The sequence below is a fragment of the Micromonospora siamensis genome (genome assembly GCF_900090305.1).
GTDB classification, from domain to species: domain Bacteria; phylum Actinomycetota; class Actinomycetes; order Mycobacteriales; family Micromonosporaceae; genus Micromonospora; species Micromonospora siamensis.
Genome location: NZ_LT607751.1, coordinates 5,504,734 through 5,530,556 on the forward strand (window position 1 = coordinate 5,504,734; position 25,823 = coordinate 5,530,556).

At 69.6% G+C, this 25,823-nt stretch carries 23 protein-coding genes, 2 tRNA genes and 2 rRNA genes; 13 read left to right on the top strand and 14 right to left on the bottom strand.

Annotation, left to right across the window (positions count from 1 at the left end):
* Positions 1-20: 20 nt before the first annotated feature.
* Both GA0074704_RS25070 and GA0074704_RS25075 read right to left on the bottom strand, forming a co-directional pair.
* Positions 21-3,133 (bottom strand): 23S ribosomal RNA (locus GA0074704_RS25070).
* Positions 3,134-3,506: 373 nt separating this feature from the next.
* A 16S ribosomal RNA gene (locus GA0074704_RS25075) occupies positions 3,507-5,021 on the bottom strand.
* The 16S and 23S rRNA genes sit together here, the layout of an rRNA operon.
* Positions 5,022-5,712: 691 nt before the next feature.
* On the opposite strand from GA0074704_RS25075, the gene GA0074704_RS25080 reads away from it, so the two are divergent.
* On the top strand, positions 5,713-5,940 hold the full coding sequence (locus tag GA0074704_RS25080) for a hypothetical protein (protein ID WP_377471863.1): 228 nt from the start codon (positions 5,713-5,715) through the stop codon (positions 5,938-5,940).
* Here GA0074704_RS25080 and GA0074704_RS25085 read toward each other — a convergent pair.
* The 6 genes from GA0074704_RS25085 to GA0074704_RS25110 all read right to left on the bottom strand — a co-directional run bounded on the left by GA0074704_RS25085 (position 5,937) and on the right by GA0074704_RS25110 (position 11,458).
* Complete coding sequence (locus tag GA0074704_RS25085; protein WP_088972763.1) at positions 5,937-6,743, bottom strand: carbon-nitrogen hydrolase family protein; 807 nt, start codon at positions 6,741-6,743, stop codon at positions 5,937-5,939. The two genes, GA0074704_RS25080 and GA0074704_RS25085, sit on opposite strands and share 4 nt — an antisense overlap.
* 155 nt (positions 6,744-6,898) lie before the next feature.
* On the bottom strand, positions 6,899-8,194 hold the full coding sequence (gene clpX, locus GA0074704_RS25090; protein ID WP_088972764.1) for an ATP-dependent Clp protease ATP-binding subunit ClpX: 1,296 nt from the start codon (positions 8,192-8,194) through the stop codon (positions 6,899-6,901).
* 210 nt (positions 8,195-8,404) lie between these two features.
* Positions 8,405-9,067 carry an ATP-dependent Clp protease proteolytic subunit gene (locus GA0074704_RS25095; RefSeq protein ID WP_088972765.1) on the bottom strand — a complete coding sequence of 221 codons (663 nt, stop codon included), beginning with the start codon at positions 9,065-9,067 and terminating at the stop codon, positions 8,405-8,407.
* Positions 9,068-9,077: 10 nt separating this feature from the next.
* A complete protein-coding gene (locus GA0074704_RS25100; protein ID WP_088972766.1) occupies positions 9,078-9,719 on the bottom strand; it encodes a ClpP family protease in 642 nt (213 codons plus the stop codon).
* A 173-nt stretch (positions 9,720-9,892) separates the two neighbouring features.
* Positions 9,893-11,239: a trigger factor gene (gene tig, locus GA0074704_RS25105; protein WP_088972767.1), complete on the bottom strand. Its 1,347-nt coding sequence runs from the start codon at positions 11,237-11,239 to the stop codon at positions 9,893-9,895.
* Between the two features lie 145 nt (positions 11,240-11,384).
* Positions 11,385-11,458, bottom strand: a tRNA-Pro gene (locus GA0074704_RS25110).
* 228 nt (positions 11,459-11,686) lie between these two features.
* Here GA0074704_RS25110 and GA0074704_RS25115 point away from each other — a divergent pair.
* Positions 11,687-11,760, top strand: a tRNA-Gly gene (locus GA0074704_RS25115).
* An 86-nt stretch (positions 11,761-11,846) separates the two neighbouring features.
* Here the strand turns inward: GA0074704_RS25115 and GA0074704_RS25120 are convergent.
* Positions 11,847-12,395: a GNAT family N-acetyltransferase gene (locus GA0074704_RS25120; protein ID WP_157743790.1), complete on the bottom strand. Its 549-nt coding sequence runs from the start codon at positions 12,393-12,395 to the stop codon at positions 11,847-11,849.
* A 234-nt stretch (positions 12,396-12,629) separates the two neighbouring features.
* On the opposite strand from GA0074704_RS25120, the gene GA0074704_RS25125 reads away from it, so the two are divergent.
* Genes GA0074704_RS25125 through GA0074704_RS25150 form a run of 6 tightly spaced genes read left to right on the top strand, consistent with a single transcriptional unit; the run spans position 12,630 to position 15,562 of the window.
* On the top strand, positions 12,630-13,055 hold the full coding sequence (locus GA0074704_RS25125; RefSeq protein WP_088972769.1) for a YbaB/EbfC family nucleoid-associated protein: 426 nt from the start codon (positions 12,630-12,632) through the stop codon (positions 13,053-13,055).
* Positions 13,052-13,378, top strand: coding sequence for a hypothetical protein (locus GA0074704_RS25130; RefSeq protein WP_088972770.1), 327 nt, complete (start codon positions 13,052-13,054; stop codon positions 13,376-13,378). The genes GA0074704_RS25125 and GA0074704_RS25130 overlap by 4 nt, the downstream gene beginning before the upstream one ends.
* 1 nt (position 13,379) lies before the next feature.
* Complete coding sequence (locus GA0074704_RS25135) at positions 13,380-13,871, top strand: WXG100-like domain-containing protein (protein ID WP_088972771.1); 492 nt, start codon at positions 13,380-13,382, stop codon at positions 13,869-13,871.
* Positions 13,864-14,403 carry a hypothetical protein gene (locus tag GA0074704_RS25140; protein WP_157743791.1) on the top strand — a complete coding sequence of 180 codons (540 nt, stop codon included), beginning with the start codon at positions 13,864-13,866 and terminating at the stop codon, positions 14,401-14,403. The genes GA0074704_RS25135 and GA0074704_RS25140 overlap by 8 nt, the downstream gene beginning before the upstream one ends.
* Positions 14,404-14,432: 29 nt before the next feature.
* On the top strand, positions 14,433-14,759 hold the full coding sequence (locus GA0074704_RS25145) for a hypothetical protein (protein WP_157743792.1): 327 nt from the start codon (positions 14,433-14,435) through the stop codon (positions 14,757-14,759).
* A gap of 5 nt (positions 14,760-14,764) precedes the next feature.
* Positions 14,765-15,562 (top strand): metallophosphoesterase family protein, encoded by a 798-nt coding sequence (locus GA0074704_RS25150; protein WP_088972774.1) that lies wholly within the window; start codon positions 14,765-14,767, stop codon positions 15,560-15,562.
* 13 nt (positions 15,563-15,575) lie between these two features.
* On the opposite strand, the gene GA0074704_RS25155 is transcribed toward GA0074704_RS25150, so the two are convergent.
* Together GA0074704_RS25155 and GA0074704_RS25160 are read right to left on the bottom strand one after the other, a co-directional pair.
* Positions 15,576-16,034 (bottom strand): hypothetical protein, encoded by a 459-nt coding sequence (locus GA0074704_RS25155; RefSeq protein ID WP_088972775.1) that lies wholly within the window; start codon positions 16,032-16,034, stop codon positions 15,576-15,578.
* Between the two features lie 87 nt (positions 16,035-16,121).
* Positions 16,122-16,589: a MarR family winged helix-turn-helix transcriptional regulator gene (locus GA0074704_RS25160; RefSeq protein WP_197697572.1), complete on the bottom strand. Its 468-nt coding sequence runs from the start codon at positions 16,587-16,589 to the stop codon at positions 16,122-16,124.
* A 110-nt stretch (positions 16,590-16,699) separates the two neighbouring features.
* Here GA0074704_RS25160 and GA0074704_RS25165 point away from each other — a divergent pair, with 110 nt between their 5' ends.
* The 3 genes from GA0074704_RS25165 to GA0074704_RS25175 all read left to right on the top strand — a co-directional run bounded on the left by GA0074704_RS25165 (position 16,700) and on the right by GA0074704_RS25175 (position 20,975).
* Complete coding sequence (locus GA0074704_RS25165) at positions 16,700-17,263, top strand: YceI family protein (protein ID WP_088972777.1); 564 nt, start codon at positions 16,700-16,702, stop codon at positions 17,261-17,263.
* 80 nt (positions 17,264-17,343) lie between these two features.
* On the top strand, positions 17,344-18,108 hold the full coding sequence (locus tag GA0074704_RS25170) for a pirin family protein (RefSeq protein ID WP_088972778.1): 765 nt from the start codon (positions 17,344-17,346) through the stop codon (positions 18,106-18,108).
* Between the two features lie 194 nt (positions 18,109-18,302).
* Positions 18,303-20,975 (top strand): Hsp70 family protein, encoded by a 2,673-nt coding sequence (locus tag GA0074704_RS25175; RefSeq protein WP_088972779.1) that lies wholly within the window; start codon positions 18,303-18,305, stop codon positions 20,973-20,975.
* 40 nt (positions 20,976-21,015) lie between these two features.
* Here the strand turns inward: GA0074704_RS25175 and GA0074704_RS25180 are convergent, their stop codons facing one another.
* Positions 21,016-22,896 carry a propionyl-CoA synthetase gene (locus GA0074704_RS25180; protein WP_088972780.1) on the bottom strand — a complete coding sequence of 627 codons (1,881 nt, stop codon included), beginning with the start codon at positions 22,894-22,896 and terminating at the stop codon, positions 21,016-21,018.
* 138 nt (positions 22,897-23,034) lie between these two features.
* Complete coding sequence (locus GA0074704_RS25185) at positions 23,035-23,571, bottom strand: hypothetical protein (RefSeq protein WP_088972781.1); 537 nt, start codon at positions 23,569-23,571, stop codon at positions 23,035-23,037.
* A gap of 112 nt (positions 23,572-23,683) precedes the next feature.
* On the opposite strand from GA0074704_RS25185, the gene GA0074704_RS25190 reads away from it, so the two are divergent.
* Together GA0074704_RS25190 and GA0074704_RS25195 are read left to right on the top strand one after the other, a co-directional pair.
* Complete coding sequence (locus tag GA0074704_RS25190) at positions 23,684-24,904, top strand: GNAT family N-acetyltransferase (RefSeq protein ID WP_088972782.1); 1,221 nt, start codon at positions 23,684-23,686, stop codon at positions 24,902-24,904.
* Between the two features lie 33 nt (positions 24,905-24,937).
* The gene (locus GA0074704_RS25195) at positions 24,938-25,276 is read left to right on the top strand and encodes a hypothetical protein (RefSeq protein ID WP_088972783.1); all 339 of its coding nucleotides are present in this window, start codon (positions 24,938-24,940) and stop codon (positions 25,274-25,276) included.
* 54 nt (positions 25,277-25,330) lie between these two features.
* On the opposite strand, the gene GA0074704_RS25200 is transcribed toward GA0074704_RS25195, so the two are convergent.
* A complete protein-coding gene (locus GA0074704_RS25200; RefSeq protein ID WP_088972784.1) occupies positions 25,331-25,801 on the bottom strand; it encodes a ribose-5-phosphate isomerase in 471 nt (156 codons plus the stop codon).
* Positions 25,802-25,823 lie beyond the last annotated feature (22 nt).

The window sequence follows — 25,823 nt, forward strand, 5'->3', positions numbered from 1 at the left end:
AGTGGACGCGTAGCAGCTTCGTAGTCAAGTCCTCGGCCTATTAGTACCGGTCACCTGAACCCGTTACCGGGCTTACAGTTCCGGCCTATCAACCCAGTCGTCTAGCTGGGGGCCTTACCCACTCAAAGAGTGGTGGGATACCTCATCTTGAAGCGAGCTTCCCGCTTAGATGCTTTCAGCGGTTATCCCTTCCGAACGTAGCTAACCAGCCGTGCCCCTGGCGGGACAACTGGCACACCAGAGGTTCGTCCGTCCCGGTCCTCTCGTACTAGGGACAGCCCTTCTCAAGTATCCTACGCGCACGGCGGATAGGGACCGAACTGTCTCACGACGTTCTAAACCCAGCTCGCGTACCGCTTTAATGGGCGAACAGCCCAACCCTTGGGACCTGCTACAGCCCCAGGATGCGACGAGCCGACATCGAGGTGCCAAACCATCCCGTCGATATGGACTCTTGGGGAAGATCAGCCTGTTATCCCCGGGGTACCTTTTATCCGTTGAGCGACACCGCTTCCACATGCCAGTGCCGGATCACTAGTCCCGACTTTCGTCCCTGCTCGACCTGTCAGTCTCACAGTCAAGCTCCCTTGTGCACTTGCACTCAACACCTGATTGCCAACCAGGCTGAGGGAACCTTTGGGCGCCTCCGTTACCCTTTAGGAGGCAACCGCCCCAGTTAAACTACCCACCAGACACTGTCCCTGAACCGGATAACGGTCCGAAGTTAGATACCCAAATCAACCAGAGTGGTATTTCAAGATTGCCTCCACCCATACTGGCGTATGGACTTCACCGGCTCCCACCTATCCTACACAAGCTCATTCAGATACCAATGTCAAGCTATAGTAAAGGTCCCGGGGTCTTTCCGTCCTGCCGCGCGTAACGAGCATCTTTACTCGTAATGCAATTTCGCCGGGCCTGTGGTTGAGACAGTGGGGAAGTCGTTACGCCATTCGTGCAGGTCGGAACTTACCCGACAAGGAATTTCGCTACCTTAGGATGGTTATAGTTACCACCGCCGTTTACTGGCGCTTAAGTTCTCCGCTTCGCCCTTACGGGCTAACAGGTCCCCTTAACGTTCCAGCACCGGGCAGGCGTCAGTCCATATACATCGAATTACTTCTTCGCATGGACCTGTGTTTTTAGTAAACAGTCGCTTCCCCCTGCTCTCTGCGGCCATACAACGCTCCACCCGCGCGGGGCTTCACGTCTCCGGCCCCCCTTCTCCCTAAGTTACGGGGGCAATTTGCCGAGTTCCTTAACCACAGTTCGCCCGATCGCCTCGGTATTCTCTACCTGACCACCTGTGTCGGTTTGGGGTACGGGCCGCTAAGAACTCGCTAGAGGCTTTTCTCGGCAGCATAGGATCACTGACTTCACCTGAATCGGCTCGGCATCACGTCTCAGCCTATGTGCACCGCGGATTTGCCTACGGTACGGCCTACACGCTTACCCCGGCACAACCACCGGCCGGGCTCAGCTACCTTCCTGCGTCACCCCATCGCTTGACTACTACCCGCCAGGTTCCCACGCTCCCCACCCTCAACCCGAAGGTCTTGGATGGTTTGGGTGGTTAGCACAACGAGGTTCGTCAGGGTCGCTCTTTCGCGGGTACGGGAATATCAACCCGTTGTCCATCGACTACGCCTCTCGGCCTCGCCTTAGGTCCCGACTCACCCAGGGCGGATTAGCCTGGCCCTGGAACCCTTGGTCATCCGGCGGAAGGGTTTCTCACCCTTCTTTCGCTACTCATGCCTGCATTCTCACTCGTGCCGCGTCCACAACTAGGTCACCCCGTTGCTTCACCCCCGGCACGACGCTCCCCTACCCATCCACACACCTGCACCGGATATCAAGACCCGACGAGGTTAAAATGTGAATGCCACAGCTTCGGCGGTGTGCTTGAGCCCCGCTACATTGTCGGCGCGGAACCACTTGACCAGTGAGCTATTACGCACTCTTTAAAGGGTGGCTGCTTCTAAGCCAACCTCCTGGTTGTCTATGCGACCCCACATCCTTTTCCACTTAGCACACGCTTAGGGGCCTTAGCTGGTGATCTGGGCTGTTTCCCTCTCGACTACGAAGCTTATCCCCCGCAGTCTCACTGCCGCGCTCTCACTTACCGGCATTCGGAGTTTGGCTGATTTCGGTAAGCTTGTGGGCCCCCTAGACCATCCAGTGCTCTACCTCCGGCAAGAAACACGCGACGCTGCACCTAAATGCATTTCGGGGAGAACCAGCTATCACGGAGTTTGATTGGCCTTTCACCCCTAACCACAGGTCATCCCCCAACTTTTCAACGTTGGTGGGTTCGGCCCTCCACGCGGTCTTACCCGCGCTTCAGCCTGCCCATGGCTAGATCACTCCGCTTCGGGTCTAGAGCATGCGACTCAAGAGCGCCCTATTCAGACTCGCTTTCGCTACGGCTCCCCCACACGGGTTAACCTCGCCACATGCCACTAACTCGCAGGCTCATTCTTCAAAAGGCACGCCGTCACCCCGCAAGGCTCCGACGGATTGTAGGCGAACGGTTTCAGGTACTATTTCACTCCCCTCCCGGGGTACTTTTCACCATTCCCTCACGGTACTCGTCCGCTATCGGTCACCAGGAAGTATTTAGGCTTACCAGGTGGTCCTGGCAGATTCACGGCAGATTTCAGGGGTCCGCCGCTACTCGGGAACACCCACAGAAGGTCAGCAACTTTCACGTACCGGACTGTCACCGTCTACGGTTGGCTTTTCCACACCATTCGGCTAGCCACTGACTTTGTAACTCCTCAGACAAGTGTCAGCTTGTCTAGCAGGGTCCCACAACCCCGACCACGCAACCCCTGACAGGTATCACACGCAGCCGGTTTAGCCTCGATCCGCTTTCGCTCGCCACTACTCACGGAATCACTAAATTGTTTTCTCTTCCTACGGGTACTGAGATGTTTCACTTCCCCGCGTTCCCCCCATACACCCTATGTGTTCAGGTGCAGGTGACACCACATGACTGGTGCCAGGTTTCCCCATTCGGACACCCTGGGATCACAGCTTGGTTGACAGCTCCCCCAGGCCTATCGCGGCCTCCCACGTCCTTCATCGGCTCCTGGTGCCAAGGCATCCACCGTTCGCCCTTGACAACTTGACCACAAAGATGCTCGCGTCCACTGTGCAATTCTCAACAAACGACCAACCCACAACCCGAACAGCCCCACACCTACGACCCACACAGGATCACGGTTTGCAAGGCCAGGCCGTGCCTGGCGCCTCGACAAGCTTCCGCTCATCATCAAGGCTCTGAAAGACAACCAACGGTTGTTCCTTCAGGACCCAACAGGGTGTTCTGCGCTCCTCCTCAGCCGCACCGAAGGCAAACCGTTCCCACCACCGAAGTGGCTGTACTAGGCGCCCCCGACCGTTGCCGAGGAAAAACTGGCCAGTGTCTCCGCCATCGAGCACCCCACCGCCACATTCGGACGGTGCGGGCTCCATACCAGCTTTCGCTGGATGGTGCTCCTTAGAAAGGAGGTGATCCAGCCGCACCTTCCGGTACGGCTACCTTGTTACGACTTCGTCCCAATCGCCAGCCCCACCTTCGACGGCTCCCTCCACAAGGGTTGGGCCACCGGCTTCGGGTGTTGCCGACTTTCGTGACGTGACGGGCGGTGTGTACAAGGCCCGGGAACGTATTCACCGCAGCGTTGCTGATCTGCGATTACTAGCGACTCCGACTTCACGGGGTCGAGTTGCAGACCCCGATCCGAACTGAGACCGGCTTTTTGGGATTCGCTCCACCTCACGGTATCGCAGCCCATTGTACCGGCCATTGTAGCATGCGTGAAGCCCTGGACATAAGGGGCATGATGACTTGACGTCATCCCCACCTTCCTCCGAGTTGACCCCGGCAGTCTTCGATGAGTCCCCGCCATAACGCGCTGGCAACATCGAACGAGGGTTGCGCTCGTTGCGGGACTTAACCCAACATCTCACGACACGAGCTGACGACAGCCATGCACCACCTGTGACCGCCCCCGAAGGACCCCCCATCTCTGGAGGTTTTGCGGCCATGTCAAACCCAGGTAAGGTTCTTCGCGTTGCATCGAATTAATCCGCATGCTCCGCCGCTTGTGCGGGCCCCCGTCAATTCCTTTGAGTTTTAGCCTTGCGGCCGTACTCCCCAGGCGGGGCGCTTAATGCGTTAGCTGCGGCACAGGGAACCGGAGAGGCCCCCCACACCTAGCGCCCAACGTTTACAGCGTGGACTACCAGGGTATCTAATCCTGTTCGCTCCCCACGCTTTCGCTCCTCAGCGTCAGTATCGGCCCAGAGACCCGCCTTCGCCACCGGTGTTCCTCCTGATATCTGCGCATTTCACCGCTACACCAGGAATTCCAGTCTCCCCTACCGAACTCTAGCCTGCCCGTATCGACCGCAGGCTTGGAGTTGAGCCCCAAGTTTTCACGGTCGACGCGACAAGCCGCCTACGAGCTCTTTACGCCCAATAAATCCGGACAACGCTCGCACCCTACGTCTTACCGCGGCTGCTGGCACGTAGTTGGCCGGTGCTTCTTCTGCAGGTACCGTCACTTACGCTTCGTCCCTGCTGAAAGAGGTTTACAACCCGAAGGCCGTCATCCCTCACGCGGCGTCGCTGCATCAGGCTTCCGCCCATTGTGCAATATTCCCCACTGCTGCCTCCCGTAGGAGTCTGGGCCGTGTCTCAGTCCCAGTGTGGCCGGTCGCCCTCTCAGGCCGGCTACCCGTCGTCGCCTTGGTAGGCCATCACCCCACCAACAAGCTGATAGGCCGCGAGCCCATCCCAGGCCGAAAAACTTTCCACCAAACCTCATGCGAGGAAAGGTCATATTCGGTATTAGCCCCGGTTTCCCGGGGTTATCCCAAAGCCTAGGGCAGGTTGCTCACGTGTTACTCACCCGTTCGCCGCTCGAGTACCCCGAAGGGCCTTTCCGCTCGACTTGCATGTGTTAAGCACGCCGCCAGCGTTCGTCCTGAGCCAGGATCAAACTCTCCAACAAAAACTTTGTTGAACAATCCATCCCGGCAACAAAAGTGTTGCCAAAGGAATCCCAACCAGCCAAGAACCGAAGCCCTCAACCAGTCCGGGGTATAAATCATAATTGGCACTGGCTTATCAAACACCCTGTTGAGTTCTCAAAGAACAACCACACACCATCCAGAAGCCCTACATTCCGTAGAACCCCCGTCCGGGGCAACCTCTCTAACTTACCCGGTCCGTTCCTCGCTGTCAACCTCGTGTCCGAGGCGATCAACTTGGTGCGGTCCGATCCACGCTGACGCACGCCGTACCCGGCGGTCGTTTCTGTCGTGGGAAGCGGCAGACCGGCCGATCGCCGCTTTCGCAGCCATCCGCCCGGCTCCCTGCCGGCTTCAGCACTCTACCCGGTCGGCTTCGCGATCGCAACTCCGGCGTCCGGAGTGTCTCGCACCGCCCAGCTCTTCAGCCCGGTTCGGCATTCCCGCCACCGGCCTGGTGCCTGCTCTCGGCCGGTTTGTCCGGCCTCGCGCTTGCAGAGAGAAAGTTACGCGGGCGGCCGGGAGAAGGCAAATCAACGTTGATCTCTGGGCTCACGCGGTGTGTCGACGGGGTGAACCGGCGCCGCCCCGGCACCCGGTCGGCGGCCTCGTTCCGCAACCTCCGGCGCGCATGGAAGCCGCCGGCGGCAACAGCGTGCCAGAGTGTCAGACATGGATTCCGCGCCCGTGCCACCGGCGACGAACCTCGCCGAGGATGCCCTGCTCGGCCTGCTGCTGCCGTTCTGGCAGCTGGTGATCGGCGGCTTCGTGCTCGTCGTACTGGTGCTGTCGGTGGGACGGCTGGCCCGGCGCGGACGATCCCGGATGACCACCGCGTTGCTGGTGACCGCCGCGGCCATCGCCGGCTTCACCCTGGTGGGCGTGCTGCTCCAGGTCTAGGCGGAGGTCAGGCGCCGGTTCGCCAGACTGGGCAACTCGGCCCGGATGGTGCGCAGCCGGTCGAGGTCGAGCTCCACCACCGTCAGTCCGGAGCCGTCGGGCACCTGGGCCAGCACGGTTCCCCACGGGTCGACGACCATGCTGCGCCCGAAACAGGTACGGCCGGGATCGTGGTCGCCGGTCTGACCGGCCGCCGCGACGAAGCACTGGTTCTCGATCGCCCGGGCCCGCAGCAGGACCTCCCAGTGGTCCCGCCCGGTGTGCATCATGAACGCGGCCGGGACGACCAGCAGCTCCGCTCCCCCACTGGTGGCCAGCTCCCGGTAGAGCTCGGGAAAGCGCAGGTCGTAGCAGATCGACAGGCCCACCCGGAGCCCCTCGACGTCGACCACGACCGGTTGGTCACCGGGGGCGACCGTCGCCGACTCCCGATAGGACACCCGGCCGGGGATCTCCACGTCGTACAGGTGGATCTTCCGGTAGCTGGCGGCGAGCGCGCCCGTGCGGTCGAACACCAGCGAGGTGTTCCAGGTGCGGTCCGGGTCCGGGCCCGCCTCGTGGAAGGAGCCGGCGATCACCCAGATGCCGAGTCGCCGGGCGGTCTCGGCGAAGAAGGTGCCCACCACGCCGTCGACGCCCTCCGGAGCGGGCAGGCCTGCTTCCCGGCCGAGGTAGTCGACGTACTCGGGAAGGAGGGCCAGGTCGGCACCTGCGGCCGCCGCGCGGTCCAGCAGCGCCTCCGCGGCGGCGAGATTCGCCGCCCGGTCGTCGCGGGCGTTGAGCTGGCAGACGGCGACGCGCATGACGCCCAGGGTACGGCCGGACGACGGCTTGCGACAGCCTCGGACGCCCGACACCACCGATGACCCGGTGGGCCGGGAGCGGCGTCGGCACCCGATGGGACCGCACACGCGAAACGCGCCCGGGGATCACCCCCGGGCGCGTTCGGTGCAGCAGGTCAGGCGGACTTCTCCTCGCGGTCCCGGCGGGCCCGTCGGCCGGTGAACTCGCGCGGCACGATCGTCGGGTTGACGTTCTCCAGGACCACCTCACGGGTGATCAGCACGCGGGCGGCATCCGGGTTGCTCGGCACCTCGTACATCACGGAGAGCAGGACCTCCTCCATGATGGCGCGCAGGCCGCGGGCGCCGGTGCCGCGCAGCATGGCCTGGTCGGCGATCGCCTCCAGCGCCGGCTGCTCGAACTCCAGCTCCACACCGTCCAGCTCGAAGAGGCGCTGGTACTGCCGGACCAGGGCGTTGCGCGGCTCGGTGAGGATCCGCACCAGGGCCGACCGGTCCAGGCTGCGCACGTTGGTGATCACCGGCAGCCGGCCGATGAACTCGGGGATCAGCCCGAACTTGAGCATGTCCTCCGGCATCACCTGGCTGAAGATGTCGTCGGTGGAGCGGTCCGAGATGGACCGCAGCCGGGCGCCGAAGCCGGTGCCACCGGAGCCGGTGCGGGCCTCGATGATCTGGTCGAGCCCGGCGAAGGCGCCACCGCAGATGAACAGCACGTTGGTGGTGTCGATCTGGATGAACTCCTGGTGCGGGTGCTTGCGCCCACCCTGCGGCGGCACGTTGGCCACCGTGCCCTCGAGCATCTTCAGCAGCGCCTGCTGCACGCCCTCGCCGGAGACGTCCCGGGTGATCGACGGGTTCTCCGACTTACGGGCGATCTTGTCGACCTCGTCGATGTAGATGATGCCGGTCTCGGCGCGCTTGATGTCGTAGTCCGCGGCCTGGATCAGCTTGAGGAGGATGTTCTCCACGTCCTCACCGACGTAGCCCGCCTCGGTCAGGGCGGTGGCGTCGGCGATCGCGAACGGGACGTTCAACATCCGGGCCAGGGTCTGCGCCAGGTGGGTCTTGCCGCACCCCGTCGGGCCGAGCAGCAGGATGTTGGACTTGGCCAGCTCCACGGCGTCGCTGCCGGAACCCGGCGCGCCGGCCGCCTCGGCCTGGATCCGCTTGTAGTGGTTGTAGACCGCGACCGCGAGCGCCTTCTTGGCCTGGTCCTGGCCGACCACATAGTTGTCGAGGAACTGGCAGATCTCCATCGGCTTGGGAAGCTCTTCCCACTTCACCTCGCCGGACTCGGCCAGCTCCTCCTCGATGATCTCGTTGCAGAGATCGATGCACTCGTCGCAGATGTAGACCCCGGGGCCCGCGATGAGCTTCTTGACCTGCTTCTGCGACTTGCCGCAGAACGAGCACTTCAGTAGGTCGCCGCCGTCACCGATCCGTGCCACCTACGTTCTCCCTGCACTCATCGGCCGGTACGCCGGCCCTGACCCGCGGACGCCGAGCGCCCGTCCGTCTCGATCCGTTACCCGCCGGCCGAACCGGCGAAGCATCCGGACCCGACGTTACCCGCTGGCGGAGGTTTCTCCGACCCCCAAAACGGGTGTGTCAGAGGCCGGTCGGGAACGCGTCCCGGACCGACCTCCGACCCGAACTGCTCAGCTGGCCGCGTTGGCCGCCAGCAGACCCTTCTTGCGGCTGGTGAGGATGGTGTCCACCAGCCCGTACTCCTTGGACTCCTCGGCCGTCATGATCTTGTCACGGTCGATATCCTTGCGAACCTGGTCGATCGGGCGGTTGCAGTGCCGGGAGAGCATGTCCTCCAGCTGGGTCCGCATCCGCAGGATCTCCCGAGCCTGGATCTCGATGTCCGAGCCCTGCCCGTAGCCGCCCTCGGTGGCCGGCTGGTGGATGATGATCCGGGAGTTCGGCAGGGCCATCCGCTTGCCCGGCGTACCCGCCGCCAGCAGCACCGCCGCCGCGCTGGCCGCCTGACCCAGGCACACCGTGGAGATGTCCGGCCGGACGTACTGCATGGTGTCGTAGATCGCCGTCATCGCGGTGAACGAGCCACCCGGCGAGTTGATGTACATGATGATGTCGCGGTCCGGGTCGGTGCCCTCGAGCGTCAGCAGCTGCGCCATCACGTCGTTGGCCGACGCGTCGTCCACCTGGACGCCGAGGAAGATGATCCGGTCCTCGAAGAGCTTGTTGTACGGGTTGGACTCCTTGACCCCGTACGAGGTGCGCTCCACGAACGACGGGAGCACGTAGCGGTTGTGCACCGCCGCGAACTGGGGCGGCAAACTCAGGTCGGTCATCGTCAGCTCCTCAGCTCAGGGTCCCGGCGCCTTCCGGAACCTGGGTGGCTCCGGTGATCACCTTGTCGATGAAGCCGTAGTCCACGGCCTCCTGGGCGGTGAACCAACGGTCGCGGTCCGAGTCGGCCTCGATCTGCGCGGGGCTCTGGCCGGTGTGGTGGGCGACCCGGTCCTGGAACATCCGCTTCGTGTAGAGCATCTGCTCCGCCTGGATCGCGATGTCGGCGGCGGTGCCGCCCATGCCGCCGGACGGCTGGTGCATCATGATCCGCGCGTGCGGGAGGGCGTACCGCTTGCCCTTGGTGCCCGCGCAGAGCAGCAGCTGGCCCATGGAGGCGGCCATGCCCATCGCCACCGTCGACACGTCGTTGTCGATGAACTGCATGGTGTCGTAGATCGCCATGCCGGAGTAGACCGAGCCACCCGGCGAGTTGATCCAGAGGTTGATGTCGCGGTCCGGGTCCTCCGCGGCGAGCAGCAGCAGCTGCGCGCAGATGCGGTTGGCGACCTGGTCGGTCACCTCGCTGCCCAGGAAGATGATCCGCTCCTTGAGCAACCGGTTGTAGACCGAGTCGTCGAGGTTGCCAATTGAGTCGCCACCGCGGGCCTCGATCGCCCGGAGCGGCTTCGCTGGGATGTGCATGTCGGTCATGGCAGCCCTTCGCTCTCCGTACCGTACTACCCGACACTAACCGCTCGGCCCTACGGCAGAGTCCCGGTCGGGGCACTGTTCGCTCTCAGCGCAGCTGCCCTGGGGACGTACCCGAGAAAGGGTTTCGGCCGCCGCCCGGCCGGAAACCGGCGGACGGCGGCCGTACCCGACGATCAGTGCTCGTGGTTGTGCTCGGCCTCGTTGGCGGCCCGCAGCGCGTCGAGGGTGACCTCGTTGCCGGCCGAGTCCTTGATCTTGATCTTCTCCATCACCGACGCGAGCGCCTTGCCGCGACGGACGTCACCGAAGACGGCCGCGGCGGCGCCGGAGCGCACCAGCTGGTCGTAGTACTGCTGCGGCGCCATGCCGGCCCGCTGCGCCCGGTGCACGATCTCGTGACCGAACTCGTCGTCGGAGACCTGGACGTCCTCGGCGTCGGCCAGCGTGTCCAGCAGCAGCTGGATCTTGACGCCGTCGGTCGCCGCCTCGTTCAGCTCGGCGTCGATCTGCTCCTCGGTCTTCTCCTCGGCGGCGAGGTAGTCCTCCAGGGAGGCGCCGATCCGCTCGAGCTGGTCGACCATGGCCGCCTTGCGGCTCTCGACCTCCTCCTTGACGACACCCTCGGGCGCCGGCACCTCGGCCGCCGCCACGAGCTGCTCGAGGGCCTTGTCCCGGGCGGCGTAGATCTGCTCGACCCGCTTGCCCCGCTCGACCCGCTCGCGGACGTCTGCGCGCAGCTCCTCGATGGTGTCGAACTCGCTGGCCATCTGGGCGAACTCGTCGTCCAGCTCCGGCAGCTCCTTCTCCTTGACCGTCCGCACGGTCACCGCCACGTCGGCGTCCCGACCGGCGAAGTCGCCGCCGACCAGCTGGGTGGTGAAGGTGGTGCTCTCCCCGGCGGCGAGGCCGACCACGGCCTCGTCCAGCCCCGGCAGGAGCTGCTTGCTGCCGACCTCGTGCGAGATGTTGCTGGCCGAGCCGCCCGGCACCTCCTCGCCGTCGACGGTGGCGTTGAGGTCGAGCTGGATGTAGTCGCCCTCCTGGGCGGCCCGCTCGACGGTCTTCAGCGTGGCGAAGCGCTCCCGCAGGGTCTTGACCTGCTCGTCGATCTCGCTGTCGTCGATCTGGAGCTCGTCCACGGTCACCTCGACGGTGGCCGGGTCCGGCAGGGTGATCTCCGGGCGTACGTCGACCTCGGCGGTGAAGTTCAGCGAGTCACCGTCGTTGAACTCGGTGATCTCGACCTCGGGACGGCCCAGCGTCTTCAGGTCGTGCTCGCGGACCGCGGCGAGGATGTTCTGCGGGATGGCCTCCTGCACCGCCTCGTTGAGCACGGTGCCCCGGCCGACCCGCTGGTCGATGATCGCGGCCGGGATCTTGCCCCGACGGAAGCCGGGGACCTGGATCTGCTGGCCGATCTCCCGGTACGCCTTCTTGAGGCTCGGCTCGAGCTCGACGAACGGCACCTCGATGGCGAGCCGCACGCGCGTCGGGCTCAGAGTCTCGACGGTGCTCTTCACAGGCGTACTCCTTGACGGATCTCAGTTGAGTCTGGTCGTGATTGCGCGCATCGAGTGTAGGCGAGCCGGCAGGCTGCTCTCGCAGCGCCCGGGGCACCCCGCGGGAAAACGGCGGCACTCCGGGCGACCCGGCCGCGAACGACTGTCGGGGTGGCGGGATTTGAACCCACGGCCCCTCGCTCCCAAAGCGAGTGCGCTACCAAGCTGCGCCACACCCCGTGGCGACGAGCAGTGTATGCCGTCCGCGCCCGCCGAAGGTGCCGGGGCGCGCCCTCCACCACCCTTCAGGCACGACTTGCGGCATTTCGTGGCTTCTCGCGGCAGACAACCGGCACGAGCCGTGACCGGCAGGAGGGGCCGACGCCGGGACCGGGGTGGACATGCCTGTGCGCGCGGAGGCAGCGGACCGGGTAGGCTGTCGGCGCGCCCCGCGCTGTCGGGGCGAACGCGGGCGTAGCTCAATGGTAGAGCTTCAGTCTTCCAAACTGACTACGCGGGTTCGATTCCCGTCGCCCGCTCCACCCACGAAGGCCCCGGTGGACCGCATGATCGCGGTACCCGGGCCCACCCCCTTCGCAGTAGCCGACCTCGCCCGACGGGCGTCGGGTCAGCGAGCGCCTCCGGCCGCCTCGAGATCTGCCGCGATCATCGAGAAGACGGCCAGGTCATGCGCCTCCTCGCCGTCCCACTGGGCCAGCCGCAGCGTGCCCTCCCGCTGGTATCCGGCCTGTTCGGCGACCCGCAGGGAGGCGATGTTGTCAAGACGCGCGTGCAACTGGACCCGCCGCATCCCGCCGTCGGTGAGCGCCCATCGGCCGACCGCGCGGGCCGCCTCGGTCGCATGGCCTCGACCGCGCCGACTGGCGCGCACCCCGTAACCGATCTCGCTGCGGCCAGCCCTCCAGTCGGTGTCCCGCAGCCCGACGCTGCCGACGATCTCGCCGCTGGCCCCTTCCACCACTGCCAGGTGCACACCCTCGCCGTCCAACCTCCGCTGGTGCACCGTCTCGGCCAGCCACCCGTCCACGTCAGCGACGACCCCGGGGGAGCCGGGCGGTAGCGCCGTCCGATCCCCGGCCACCACGAACGCCGCCACCTGAATCGCATCCTGCGATTCGAACTCACGAATCTCCAGACCACCGGAGACGATCTTCACGGGAGGGAACATGGCGAGCAGCGTAGACCTCGGGCGTAGCCGGACCATGTGCTGCCGGATTCCCGTCGCCCGCTCCGATCCTTCCCGGCCCGACGGGCCCGCCCGAGGGCGGACGACCCGGACCGTAGTCGGAGACCCGCCGGCGAACCTGGTCCGCTTCCCCCCTTTTTGTGGAGGCGGGGTTGATCGGTCGGCCCCCACCGGTGAAGCATCTAGGCGACCCGAGGGGAGCCGATGCCAGAGCACGCCGACGATCTCGACCGACTGATGTCGCAGACACTCGACGCCCTGCGTACCGCGGGCGGCGCCGGGGACGGAGTCGACGAGGTGGAGCACCTGCGCGGCGAGGGCGGTGGCCTCGGCGGGCTGATCCGGGTGACGGCTCGCCCCGGGGGCCTGCTGGAGTCGATCGAGTTCGACCCGCGGGCGCTGCGCACCGATTCCGTGACGCTGGCCGAGGAGCTGGTGGCCGCGGCGAACGCGGCGCTGGAGGACCTCCAGGCAAAGGTGCGCCAGGCGGCAGGTGACGGCCTCCCCTCCACCGAGGCGCTGATGGACCGGCTGCGCGAGGTGCAGAACACCGCCGTGCCCCGGCTGGCCGGCTTCCTCGGCACGCTGGAGCAACTGCGCCAGCAGTCGTCGCCGCGGCGGTCGTCGTGACCGGCTTCGAGGTCGACCCGGCCGCCATCCGCGCGGCCGGCACGCGGCTGACCGCCGTCGCGGAGCAGTTCGACGCCGACCTGCGCCTGGCCCTGGCGCGTATCGAGGGCGCCGGGCAACCGTGGGGCAGCGACGACATCGGCGCGCTGATCGGCGAGACCCACGAGGTGGTGGCGGGGGCGCTGGCCGACTTCTTCGTCCGCTCGGGCGAGACCCTGCGCCGGGACGCCGCGGACCTGCTGGCCATGGCGGACGCGTACGACTCGGCCGAGGAATCCGTCGTCGGCGACCTCTCCGCGATCGACGGCCGGCTGGCGGGCTGACGTGGGGCTGCAACTGCCCGGGGAACTGGTCGAGATGCTGGCGCTGATCGGCTTGACCTGGCCGGAGGCCGACGAGGAGAAGCTGTTCGAGCTCGGCCAGGCCTGGCTGGAGCTGTCCCCCGTGCTCCAGACGGCGGCGGCGCAGGGCGGGGCGGCCGCCGAGGCGGTCTGGTCCGGGAACTCCGGTCAGGCGGTCGAGGCGTTCCAGCGCTACTGGACCGAGCACGGCGTGCCGTCGGCCCTCGACCTCAGTGCCGACGGGGTACGAGTGCTGGGGGTAGGGCTGATCGTGTACGCGGCGATCGTGCTCGCACTGAAGATCAACGTCATCGTGCAGCTGACCATCCTCGCCGTCGAGATCGCCCAGGCGGTGGCGACGGCCGCGCCGACGTTCGGCGCGTCCCTGCTGGAGATTCCGGTGTTCCAGCAGCTCACCCGGGCCGTCGTGGAGGAGCTGATCTGGCAGGTGATCGGGGAGATCATCGGTGGCTAGAAAAGGTGGGAAGGGACGCAGCCGGGTCGCCCGGGAGGCGGGCGAGATGGTCGAGGAGGCCGTCGACAAGCTGGTGACCCGCGGTGGGAAGAGGCCCGGCGCCGGCCCTCCGGGGCTGCGCCGCGACGTGCCGCACGGCTTCCGGGACTTCCCGCACTTCCAGGACTACGCCGGCCGGCTCAAGTCCCGGATCCGCGAACGCTACCCGGATGCCGAGATCGCCTTCCAGGGCAGCGCGGTGACCGGCCGCAGCCACGACACGCACGCCCCCTTCGACGAGGGACGGGTCAGCGACTTCGACGTCGCGGTCTCGGGTGACTCGCTGAACCGGGCGGCGCGCGACGCCGGGGTGCCGTACCGGGGCGACGGGGTCTCCACCCCGCCGCTCGGCGCCGACGATCTGCGATCCTTGGGGCTGCGGGACGTGATCGGGGACGCCTCGGACGAGGCCGGCCGGAAGGTCAACGTCATGATCTACCGGACGATGGAAGAGGCCACGGCCCGCAAGCCCAGCATCCGGGTGTGGTTCTGACCGACGCGGCACAGTGGGAGAAAGCCGTCATGGCAAGCGTGTACGACGTGTACGGGCTGCGCAGCCGGGAGCTGGGTGACCAGCTCGACCAGCTCGCGGCCGCCCTCGACGTGCGCTGGGAGGAACGACACAGCGAATACCGCGGCGTCTACCACCACGCACCGGTCGGGGACGGCGAATTCCTGGTGCAGAGCAACGACCTGCGCGACGAGTCGGGCAGCTACCTGCAACTGCCGAACTTCCCCGAGCACCGCTTCCTGCTCTTCGTCAACGAGCACGACTCACCCGACGACGTCCGGCGGCGACTCGGCGGTCTGCCGCAGTGGGAGTTCCTCCGCCGCCGCACGCTGGACTGAAGGCGGTGCGTCCACGGGACGGACGGCCGCAACCGCTGACCTCGGTGACGTACCGCCAGGCCAGGGCGGGCGGTGGGAGCGAGAGCGGCCGGTTGCCGGTCGACCGGCTCGTGGTCGACCGGCTCCCCGCCGGCTGCCGCGCGGTGGTGGTGGCCGGCGACCTGCAGGGCGTCGCCAGCCCGCCCTTCGGCGGCGACCCGGTGCTGCTCGGGGTGGCCCTCGCCGACTACCTGACCGTGTGGGCGGACGCGGGTCTGCTGCCCCCACCGGCAGAGGTCGGCGTGCTGCTGGCCGGTGACCTCTACTCCGCACCCGGGGCGGACCGCCGCGGCGTCTCCGGCGACGTCACCGACGTCTGGCTCGCCTTCGCCGCCGCCGGGTGCCCCTTCGTGGTGGGGGTGGCCGGCAACCACGACGAGGTGGACGCCGCCGAGGTGGCGGCCATGGGGTCCGCGGTCCGGCTGCTGGACGGCGAGCGGTTCAGCGCCGGCGGGGTGACGTTCGGCGGGGTCGGCGGGGTGACCGGCGCGCCGGACCGTCCCGGGCGACGCAGCGAGAAGGCCTTCCTCGCCGAGATCGCCGAGCTGACCGGGACGCCGCCGGTGGACGTCCTGGTGCTCCACGAGGGACCGACCGGTGACGCGCCCGGGCAGCTGGGCAACGCGGCCGTACGCCGCCTGCTGGAGCGGCGCCCGCCGGCGCTGACGGTCTGCGGCCACGTGCACTGGGACGAGCCGGTCGCCGCGCTGGGCGCCGGGCGGACGGTGAACGTCGACGGACGCGTGGTGCTGCTCGTCGAGTGATCACGGCAGCCGCTCAGCAACGGGCGGGGCCCGAGTCGGGCGAGTCGGCGACGTGCAGTTCGAAGACATCCGGCGCCGGAAACGAGAGGCTCACGTACACGGTGTCGCCGTCGAGCCGCCGACTCCCGCACAGGCCGGCTCCGCCCGGATCCGACGGCGCCGGCGCGGCCTCGGTCACCCGCCACGCGTCCCGCTCCGCGGCGGCCCGGTAGAACGAGAGGACGGCCGGTTCGTCGGCCTCGCCGTGGTACTGACGACCCGCGTACGCCACCAGCCGGTCCGCGTCGCATCCCGAGTACGTGTCGCCTCTCAGCACCCCGGGCGGCTGCTCGGCCAGGAGCGGCAGGCCCGCCAGGACGACGGACCGGTGCCGGCAGTCGGTGGACCTGGCGTCCTGCCACCGACCGAATCCCGTGACGCCGCCGACGACCACGAGGGCGCCGGCCGCGGCGACGGCGACAGCGCGGAGCATCAGGTCAGGGTATCGACCCCGGGGCGCGACAGTAAGACGTGACTCGATCCGGGAACCGACGGTGCGGGCCCGCTGCATCCGCGGCGGTCAGCTCCCCGGATCCGCCTCCACGCCGGCGGTGACCCGGTCGGCCAACTGCTCCAGAGCCCGGAGCTGGTCCCGGTCGAGGTGGTCGAGGAAGAGCCGGCGGACCGTGGCGACGTGCCCGGGGGCCGCCGCCTCGATGGCGGCCCTGCCTGCCTCGGTGACCGCCACGAAGGCGCCCCGGGCGTCCTGCGCGCACTCCTGCCGCTCGACCAGCCCGCGGCGCTGCATCCGGGCGAGGTGGTGGGAGAGCCGGCTCTGCTCCCACTGGAGGCAGCGCTGGAGTTCGAAGGGCCGCAGCCGCCCGTCGGCTGCGTCGGTGAGCTGCACCAGCACCTCGTAGTCGGCCAGCGACAGCCCGGCGTCGGCCTGGAGCTGCCGGCCGAGCCGCGCGGTCAGCTGCGCCTGCATCCGCAGGTACGCCCGCCAGGCGCGCTGTTCGTCCTCGTCGAGCCATCGGGTGTCGGTCACGCCGTCCAGCGTACCCGTGATGCATGACACGTCATGCAGGGAATGCATGACGTGTCATGTAGGTTGTGAGGCACGTACATGACACGTCATTCACCGAACGGGAGACCGAGATGAGCACCCCGACCACCACCCCGCTGGCCCAGCTGACCGGCACGTACACCATCGACCCGAGCCACACCCGGATCGGCTTCGTGGCCCGGCACGCCATGGTCACCAAGGTCCGCGGCGCGTTCAACGAGTTCGAGGGCACCGCGGTCTTCGACGGCGCCGACCCGGCGGCCACCGCCGTACGCGTGGCCATCACGGCCGCCAGCATCGACACCCGCAACGCCCAGCGCGACGAGCACCTGCGCAGCAACGACTTCCTCGCGATGGAGACCTTCCCGGAGATCACCTTCGTCTCCACCGCCTTCCGGCAGACCAGCGAGAGCACCTTCGACCTCACCGGCGACCTGACCATCAAGGGCGTCACCAACTCCGTGACCATCCCCTTCGACTACGAGGGCGCCTCGACCGACCCGTTCGGCAACCTGCGGGTGGGCTTCGAGGGCGCGGTGACGATCAACCGCAAGGACTACGGCGTCACCTGGAACGCCGCGCTGGAGACCGGCGGCGTCCTGGTCAGCGACAAGATCACCCTGGAGTTCGAGGTCTCCGCGATCCGCAACGCCTGACCCGTACGCGGCGCCGCCGGCCCGACCGGCGGCGCACACCGGCCCCACTCCCCCGCCTCGCCCGCGAAAGGACCCTTCCGATGACCAACCTGCTCAAGCCCCAGGTGGACGTCCGCCGCGCGGACGACCGGTTCAAGACGAACATCGCCTGGCTCGACTCGAAGCACTCGTTCTCCTTCGGCGGCCACTACGCCCCCGACAACACCCACCACGGCCTGCTGCTGGTCAACAACGACGACATCGTCCGCCCGGGCAGCGGCTTCGAGACCCACCCGCACCGGGACATGGAGATCGTCACCTGGGTGCTCCAGGGCTCGCTGGTGCACCAGGACTCCACCGGCCACTCCGGGGTGATCTATCCCGGCCTGGCCCAGCGGATGAGCGCCGGCACCGGGATCCTGCACTCGGAGAAGAACGACTCGTGGCGGTTGCAGGGCGAGCGGCACAGCGACCCCGTCCACTTCGTGCAGATGTGGGTCGTGCCGGACGAGGCCGGGATCACCCCGGGCTACGAGCAGCTGGAGATCGACGACGCGCTGCTGTCCGGCGCGCTGGTGCCGGTGGCCTCCGGCATGGACAAGCACGACGGGCAGTCCGCCATCCGGATCAGCAACCGGTACGCGGCGCTCTACGCCGCCCGGATGCAGCCCGGGCAGAGCGTCCAGCTGCCCGACGCGCCCTTCCTGCACCTGTTCGTGCCGCGGGGCACGGTGACGCTGGAGGGTTCCGGCGCGCTCGGCACCGGCGACGCGGCGCGCTTCACCGCCACCGGCGGCCAGCGGGTCACCGCCACCGAGCCCGCCGAGATCCTCGTCTGGGAGATGCACGCCACCATCACCGGCTGACCCACCGGCCCGCCGGCCCCGCCCGGGGCCGGCGGGCCCCGCGCGAGCGGCACCCGCTGCCCACGCTGCTGCTGCCGGCCGGGGTGTCGCAGGGCGTCGCCGGCTGAGCCGTCCACCGGAGCCGGAGTCGTGCGGCACCGGGTGCGTACGATGCGGGGCCGGGCATCCCCTCGTCCCCGCGGAGGTATCGGCCGATGGTAGGCCAGCACGACGGTTCGGCCCTCGGCGTCGACCTCGGAACGTCCAACACGGTGGCCGTGTTGCGCTGGCCCGACGGGCGCACCCGGCCGCTGCTCTTCGACGGCCAGCCGATCCTGCCCTCCGGGGTGTACGCCGACGCCGAGGGCGCGCTGCACGTCGGCCGGGACGCGCAACGGCTGGGCCAGGCCGAACCCCGGCGGTACGAGCCGAACCCGAAACGCCGGGTGGACGAGGCGACCGTGCCCCTCGGCGACCGGGAGTACTCCCCGGCGGAACTCCTCGCCGCGACGCTGCGCGCGGTGGCGGACTCGGCGGTCGGCGCGGTGGGTTTCCTGCCGCCGGCCGTGGTGACCTATCCGGCCGCGTGGGACGAGGACCGGCGGCAGGTGCTCCACGACGCGCTGCGGCTGGCCGGTTGGCCGGAGGCCGCCGAGCACACCCTCTCCGGACCGGTCCCGCCCGGCACCCGGCTGCTCAAGGAACCGGTGGCCGCGGCCCGCTACTACACCGAGACGCTGCGCCGGCCGGTGCCGGTGGGAGCCGCCATCGCCGTCTTCGACTTCGGCGGCGGCACCCTCGACGTGGCGGTGGTCCGCAACGAGGGCGCCGACCCGTGGGGTGACTCCGGCTTCCGGGTCGTCTCCACCGGCGGCGTGCCCGACCTCGGCGGGCTGGACCTGGACGCGGCGCTGGTCGAGCTGCTCGGTGAGCTGGTCGGCGCCGACCACCCGCAGGAGTGGGAGCGGCTGAGCAGCCCGGAGACCTCGACCGGCCGACGCGACAGCCAGCAGCTCTGGGAGGCCGTACGCGGGGCCAAGGAGATGCTCTCCCGCGGGCTGATCTCCCCGGTGGCGGTGCCCGGAGTGGAGGAGGCCGCCCAGCTCACCCGCAACGACCTGGAGCGGCTGGCCACGCCGCTGCTCGCCCGGGCGGTGGACGAGACCCGCAAGGTGATCGCCGCGGCCGACCTCGAACCCACCGGCCTGGCCGGCCTGTTCCTGGTCGGCGGCTCGTCCCGGGTGCCGCTGGTCGCCCGGATGCTGCACGCCGAGCTGGGTGTCGCGCCGACCGTGCTGGAGCAGCCCGAACTGCCGGTCGCCGAGGGCGCCCTGACCGACATCCCGCTGCCCCGCAGCGCCCGCCCGGCCGGCCGTTCGGCCACCCCCTCGCCGGCCGCCGGCCCCGCCCGCACACCCACTCCCACCCCGCTGGACGACGACCCCGAGCTGACCGTGCCGGTCGCCTCTCCCCCCGCCCCGGCGCCCGGCGCCGGCTGGCCGGGCGGGCCCGCGGCGGCCCCCGCCACCCGCCGGCGACGGCGGGCGGTGTGGGTCACCCTCGGTGCGGTGCTCGCCCTGGCCGGCGTGGCCGGCGCGGGGGTGCTGTACTGGCTGAACCGGGACCCCTATCCGGCGCTGCGGTTCCGCAACGTCAGCGAGATCGCCCGCACCGAGGCCGCCCCGGAACGACCGACCGGCATGTTCACCGCGATGCTCGACGACCGCGCCTACCTCGCCCAGCAGCTCGACGACGATCGGCTGGACGTCCGGGCGGTCCGGGCCGGCACCGGCGACGAGCTGTGGCGGGTACGCAGCTCGGTCAGCACGCCGCAGTGGGCGTCCATCCAGGCGGTGCCCGGCGGGCTGCTCCTGGTCGGCGGGACGTCCGGCCCCGGCCCCGGCCGCGAACTGCTCTTCCTCGACGGCGACTCGGGCCAGCAGCGGTGGCGGCACCCGATCGGCGACAACGACAAGGTCTTCGTCGGCCCGCGGACGGCGGTCTGGGTGGACCGGGCCGGTGGTCGCCTGGTCGGCCTCGGGGTGACCGACGGCGAACAGAAGTGGGTCAAGGCCAGCCCGCACGACCGGTACGACGACACCGACACCCAGGTGGTGGTGCTGAGCACCGACAAGTCCCTCGGCGGGGCCTCGTACTACACCGGCAAGCCCCGCACCCCGTGGGTGGGTGACGTCGACCGGCTGGTCCAGGTCGGCGCCGACCGGTCCGTCCGGCTGATCGACCTGTCCAGCGGCAAGCTGCTGCGCGAACGGCCCAACGTCGCCGACGTGGACGACCGGGTGGTGGCGTACCAGGACCGGCTGTACGTGACGGAGAACCAGAGCGGCTACCGGCTGCTCTCCTACGACCTGGAGACGCTGGGCGAGCCGACCACGCTGTACACCAGCCCCGACGACCAGCGCCGCCCGCTAGACCTGGTGGCCTGCGGCGAGCACCGGGCGTGCGTACTGGAGGGACGGACCGGCGACGCCGAGCGCACCGAGGTGGTCGCGGCGGCCGAGGGCGAGGCGGTACGCCGGTGGGCGGCGCCGCGGGCCGAGGACCTGGTGCCGCTGGGCGAGCACCTGCTGGCCCGGCGCACCTCCTCGGACCAGTCCGTCACCCTCTACGACCCACGGGGGAAGGCGGTGCTCGCCGACCGGACCGGGGTGGGGGTCCGGGTCGACGGCGGCAACCTGCTGATCTTCGCCGAGCCGCCCAGCACCGTCGAGGACGACCGCAGCGTCGCCGGGATGTCCGTCGACGGCGACATGCCGTTCGAGATGGGCCAGCTCACCGACGTACGCAGCGAGTCCTGCTCGTGGAACGCCGAGGTGATCGCCTGCGGCGCGGAGAAGAACTTCGTGCTGTACCGGTTCGCCGACTGAGTCCGCTCGACCCCCAGCCCGCTCGGCCCCCCGAGCCCGCTCAGCCCTCGACGCCCGGCCCGCGGAAGACGGCCAGGGTCGACGGGTCGTCGATGGTCGCCGGCACCGGCTCGTCGCGCCCCTCCACCAGGGCGCGCATCGTCCGGCGCAGGATCTTGCCGGAGCGGGTCTTCGGCAACGCCGGCACCACGGTCACCCGGCGGAACGCGGCCACCGGGCCGATCCGCTGCCGCACCAGGGCGACGAGCTCACCGGCGAGCGCCTCCTCGTCGACCTCGGCGCCGGCCCGCAGCACCACGTACCCGCTGGGCACCTGGCCCTTGAGCGCGTCGGCCACCCCGATCACCGCGCACTCGGCCACCGCCGGATGCCCGGCCAGCACCTCCTCCATCGCCCCGGTGGAGAGCCGGTGTCCGGCCACGTTGATCACGTCGTCGGTGCGGCCCATCACGTACAGGTAGCCGTCGTCGTCGAACCGGCCGCCGTCGCCGGTCAGGTAGTGACCGGGAAACGTCGTCAGGTAGGAGCGCACGTACCGCTCGTCGTCGCCCCAGAGGGTGGGCAGGCAGCCCGGCGGCAACGGCAGCCGGATCACGATCGAGCCGTCGGTGCCCGCCGGCACCTCCCGGCCGGCCGGGTCGACGACCCGGATGTCGTACCCGGGCACCGGCACCGAGGGCGAGCCGGGCTTGAGCGGCAGCGGCTCCAGGCCGCGCGGGTTCGCCGCCACCGGCCAACCCGTCTCGGTCTGCCACCAGTTGTCCACCACCGGCACGCCCAGCTGCCGCCCCGCCCACTCCCAGGTGTCCGGGTCGAGCCGTTCGCCGGCCAGGAAGAGGGTACGCAGGCAGCTCAGGTCGGACCGGCGGATCAGCTCGCCGTCCGGGTCCTGCCGGCGGATCGCCCGGATCGCGGTCGGCGCGGTGAACAGGGCCGCCACCCGGTGCTGCGCGATCACCCGCCAGAACGCGCCGGCGTCCGGGGTGCCCACCGGCTTGCCCTCGTAGAGCACGGTGGTGGCGCCGGTGAGCAGCGGCGCGTACACGATGTAGGAGTGGCCGACCACCCAGCCCACGTCGGAGGCGGCCCAGAAGACGTCACCCGGCCCGATGTCGTAGACGTTGCGCATCGACCAGCGCAACGCGACCGCGTGCCCGCCGTTGTCCCGGACCACGCCCTTCGGCCGGCCGGTGGTTCCGGAGGTGTACAGGACGTAGAGCGGGTCCGTCGCGGCCACCGGCACGCAGTCGACCGGCTCGGCGTCCGCCACCGCCTCCGCCCAGTCCAGGTCGCGGCCGGCGACCAGCTCGGCCGGACCCTGCGGCCGCTGCACGACCACGCACCGCTGCGGCGCGTGCTCCGCCTCGGCGAGCGCCGCGGACAGGATCGGGTGGTACGCGACCACCCGGTCCACCTCGATGCCGCAGGAGGTGGCCACCACCACCTTCGGCCGGGCGTCGTCGATGCGTACCGCCAGCTCGTGCGCGGCGAAGCCGCCGAACACCACCGAGTGGACCGCGCCGATCCGGGCGCAGGCCAGCATGGCGACCACCGCCTCGGGGACCATGGCCAGGTAGAGCAGCACCCGGTCGCCCCGGCCCACGCCGAGGCGGCGCAGCGCGCCGGCGAACCGGGCCGTCTCGGCCAGCAGCTCGGCGTACGTGAGGGTGCGGGTGGTGCCGGTGACCGGGCTGTCGTGGATCAACGCCGGCCGGTCACCGTGGCCGGCCGCCACGTGCCGGTCCAGCGCGTTGTGGCAGGTGTTCAGCTCGGCGTCCGGGAACCACCGGTACAGCGGCGCCGCGCCGTCGTCGAGGATGCGCTCCGGTGCCCGGAACCAGTCGATGTCCGCCGCCGCCTCCCACCAGAAACCGGCCGGGTCGGCGATGCTCCGCTCGTACGCTGATCGATACGCGCCCATGCCGCCATGCTCGGGCGTCGACCGCCGCCGGCACGACGGCCGACCGGGGTCGGTGCGCCGGACGTACCCGCCGGCTCGCCCAGCGGCCCGCCCCGCCCGGTGGGCGGCGATCCGCGTCGTTTCCGCCGCCCACCCGGGTCAGTTGCCGGTGACCCAGTTCCAGGCCGAGACGACCCACTCGGTCTGCTGGAGGTAGGCGACACCGACCCCGACCAGGAAGACCGCGGTGACCGCGTGGGCACCGCGGGCGCCCCGCCGGACCCGGCCGAGCTGCCGCTCCCAGATCACCCGGCCGACCAGCCGGCAGAGCGCGAAGAGACCGACCGCCACCAGCAGGCTGAACACGAACGCCAGCAGCGGTCCGCCCAGGTCGCCCCGGCCGGAGATCGCCCAGATCCCCCAGCACACGAACGCGAACAGCGCCGCCGCGTAGCTCCACTCCCGGCCCACCCGCAGCTGCGCCAGGTGCCAGCTCAACGGCCGGCGCGGCGCCTCCTCCCGGGCCCAGTCGGCGTTCTCGTCCACCACCGGGAACTGCTCGGTGCGCGGCGGGCGCGGCCGGCCGACCGACGCCCGCCCACGGGAGAAGCCGTCGCGCTGCGGCGGCACCCCGGCGCCGGACTGCGGCGGCACCTCGACGGTCCGTTCCGCCCACGGCTGCGGCTGGTCTGCCATCTCGTCGTCCTCCCCCGGGACCGTGCCGACCGTCGGCCGGCGGTGTCGCTTCGAGGGTAGCCAGCCGGCAAATCGGTCGCCGACCCCCGGTGCGATCGGCTACACACATGCGATGATAGACATCGAGGTGGGCCGCGCCGAGGACTTCGACGAGATCGGCCAACTGCTGGGCACGGCCTTCCACGAGACGCCGGACCCCGAGGTGCACGAGATCGAGCGGGGCGTCTTCGAACCCGACCGGTCCCTGCTGGTCCGCGACGAGGGCAGGATCGTCGCGCACGCCGCGGCGTTCACCCGGGAGCTAGCCGTGCCCGGGGCGAGCGTGCCGGCCGCGCACGTGACGATGGTCTCGGTCGCGCCCACCCACCGGCGGCGTGGCCTGCTCACCGCCCTGATGCGCCGGCAGCTGCGGGAGATCCGGGACGCCGGCCGGGAGCCGGTCGCCGCGCTCTGGGCCAGCGAGGGCCGGATCTACCCCCGGTTCGGGTACGGCTCGGCCGCCCCGCGGCTCACCCTGGAGGCCGACCTCACCGAGCTGCGGCTGCCCGGGCCCGCCCCGGACGAGGGCCGGCTGCGGCTGGCCCGCCCCGACGAATGCCAGGCCGACCTGGCCCGGCTGTACGAGCGGCTGCGCGCCGAACGGCCCGGCTGGTCCGCGCGGGACGGCCGGTGGTGGCACTACGTGCTCAGCGACGTGGCCGCCCGGCGCGGCGGGGCCACCGAGCGGCGGGTGCTGCTGCACGACGGCCCCGACGGGGTGGACGGGTACGCGCTGTACCGGACGAAGGAGCACTGGGAGCGCAGCGGCCCGCGCGGCCAGGTGCTGGTCGAGGAGGTGGTGGCGGCCACGCCGGAGGCGTACCGGGCGATCTGGCGGCTGCTGTTCTCGCTGGACCTGACCCGGCGGCTGGCGTACACCCGGGCGGCGGTGGACGAGCCGCTGCTCCGGCTGGTCGACGAGCCCCGGGCCCTGGCCGGCCAGCTCGTCGACGGGCTCTGGGTGCGGGTGGTGGACGTGCCGGCCGCGCTGGCCGCCCGCCGGTACGCCACCGCCGTCGACACGGTGATCGAGGTCACCGACGGGCTGCTGCCGGAGAACTCCGGCCGCTGGCACCTCGTCGGCGACGGGTCCGGGGCCCGCTGCACGGGGACCGACCGGCCCGCGGAGCTCGCCTGCGACGTCCGCGCCCTCGGTGAGCTCTATCTGGGCGGGACCGGCCTGACCGCCCTGGCCGCCGCCGGACGGGTCCGCGAGCTGCGGCCGGGGGCGCTCGTCGCAGCCGGACCGGGGTTCGGCTGGCACCGCGCCCCCGTAGCGATGGAGATCTTCTGACCGCCGACCGGCGCCGGACGGTACGGTCGGCGGATGGGTGATGCGGAGCGACGGCGACGCCGGTTGCGGCACCACACGGAGCCGGACGCGGTCGGCCGGGAGGCCGACGGGGTGAGCGCGGCGACCGCCGGGGTGCACGACGGCCCGGAGCCGCCACCGAGGGCCCGCCGCGGCGGCCCCGGCGACGACGGCGAACGCGGGCTGCGCGGCCTGGTCGGTTCCGGCTCGTCGCAGGTCGGGACGACCGCCGCCATGCGGGCCCGGGACGCCGCCCGCCCCACCGAGGAGGACCTGGCCGAGGCCGAGGCCCGGGTGGTGGTGGTCCGCCGCAACTGGGTGCCGCGCGAAGACCTGCCCCGCTCGGGTCGCTGACCGGCCCGGACGCGAGGTGCGGCGCCGGCCCGACGAGGGCCGGCGCCGGACGGGTCAGGCCGGCAGGTCGGGCAGCTCGCGGGTCCGCTCGTAGTCGGCCAGCTGGTTGATCCGGCGGGCGTGCCGGGGGTTGCCGGAGAACGGCGTGCCGAGGAACGCCTCGACGATGGCGGTCGCCTCGTCCAGGGTGTGCTGGCGGGCGCCCACCGCCACGACGTTGGCGTCGTTGTGCTCACGGGCCAGCTGCGCGGTGTCGATGTTCCAGGCCAGTGCGGCCCGCACCCCGGCGATCTTGTTGGCGGCGATCTGCTCGCCGTTGCCGGAGCCGCCGATGACCACCCCGAGGCTGCCCGGGTCGCCCACCACCCGGTCCCCGGTGTGCAGGCAGAACGTCGGGTAGTCGTCGTCGGGGTCGTAGGCGTGCGGGCCGACGTCGACCAGCTCGTACCCCTGCTTGGCCAGATGGTTGGCCAGGTGCACCTTCAACTCGAAACCGGCGTGGTCGGATCCCAGGTAGACGCGCATAACGCGCAGTCTGTCAGGCCCG

Excerpts from the sequence above, each read along its gene's own strand:
- GA0074704_RS25080 (WP_377471863.1), top strand. The coding sequence starts at position 5,713 with ATGGATTCCGCGCCCGTGCCACCGGCGACGAACCTCGCCGAGGATGCC.
- GA0074704_RS25085 (WP_088972763.1), bottom strand. The coding sequence starts at position 6,743 with ATGCGCGTCGCCGTCTGCCAGCTCAACGCCCGCGACGACCGGGCGGCG.
- GA0074704_RS25095 (WP_088972765.1), bottom strand. The coding sequence starts at position 9,067 with ATGACCGACCTGAGTTTGCCGCCCCAGTTCGCGGCGGTGCACAACCGC.
- GA0074704_RS25100 (WP_088972766.1), bottom strand. The coding sequence starts at position 9,719 with ATGACCGACATGCACATCCCAGCGAAGCCGCTCCGGGCGATCGAGGCC.
- GA0074704_RS25125 (WP_088972769.1), top strand. The coding sequence starts at position 12,630 with ATGCCAGAGCACGCCGACGATCTCGACCGACTGATGTCGCAGACACTC.
- GA0074704_RS25145 (WP_157743792.1), top strand. The coding sequence starts at position 14,433 with ATGGCAAGCGTGTACGACGTGTACGGGCTGCGCAGCCGGGAGCTGGGT.
- GA0074704_RS25155 (WP_088972775.1), bottom strand. The coding sequence starts at position 16,034 with ATGCTCCGCGCTGTCGCCGTCGCCGCGGCCGGCGCCCTCGTGGTCGTC.
- GA0074704_RS25165 (WP_088972777.1), top strand. The coding sequence starts at position 16,700 with ATGAGCACCCCGACCACCACCCCGCTGGCCCAGCTGACCGGCACGTAC.
- GA0074704_RS25170 (WP_088972778.1), top strand. The coding sequence starts at position 17,344 with ATGACCAACCTGCTCAAGCCCCAGGTGGACGTCCGCCGCGCGGACGAC.
- GA0074704_RS25175 (WP_088972779.1), top strand. The coding sequence starts at position 18,303 with ATGGTAGGCCAGCACGACGGTTCGGCCCTCGGCGTCGACCTCGGAACG.
- GA0074704_RS25180 (WP_088972780.1), bottom strand. The coding sequence starts at position 22,896 with ATGGGCGCGTATCGATCAGCGTACGAGCGGAGCATCGCCGACCCGGCC.
- GA0074704_RS25185 (WP_088972781.1), bottom strand. The coding sequence starts at position 23,571 with ATGGCAGACCAGCCGCAGCCGTGGGCGGAACGGACCGTCGAGGTGCCG.
- GA0074704_RS25190 (WP_088972782.1), top strand. The coding sequence starts at position 23,684 with ATGATAGACATCGAGGTGGGCCGCGCCGAGGACTTCGACGAGATCGGC.
- GA0074704_RS25195 (WP_088972783.1), top strand. The coding sequence starts at position 24,938 with ATGGGTGATGCGGAGCGACGGCGACGCCGGTTGCGGCACCACACGGAG.
- GA0074704_RS25200 (WP_088972784.1), bottom strand. The coding sequence starts at position 25,801 with ATGCGCGTCTACCTGGGATCCGACCACGCCGGTTTCGAGTTGAAGGTG.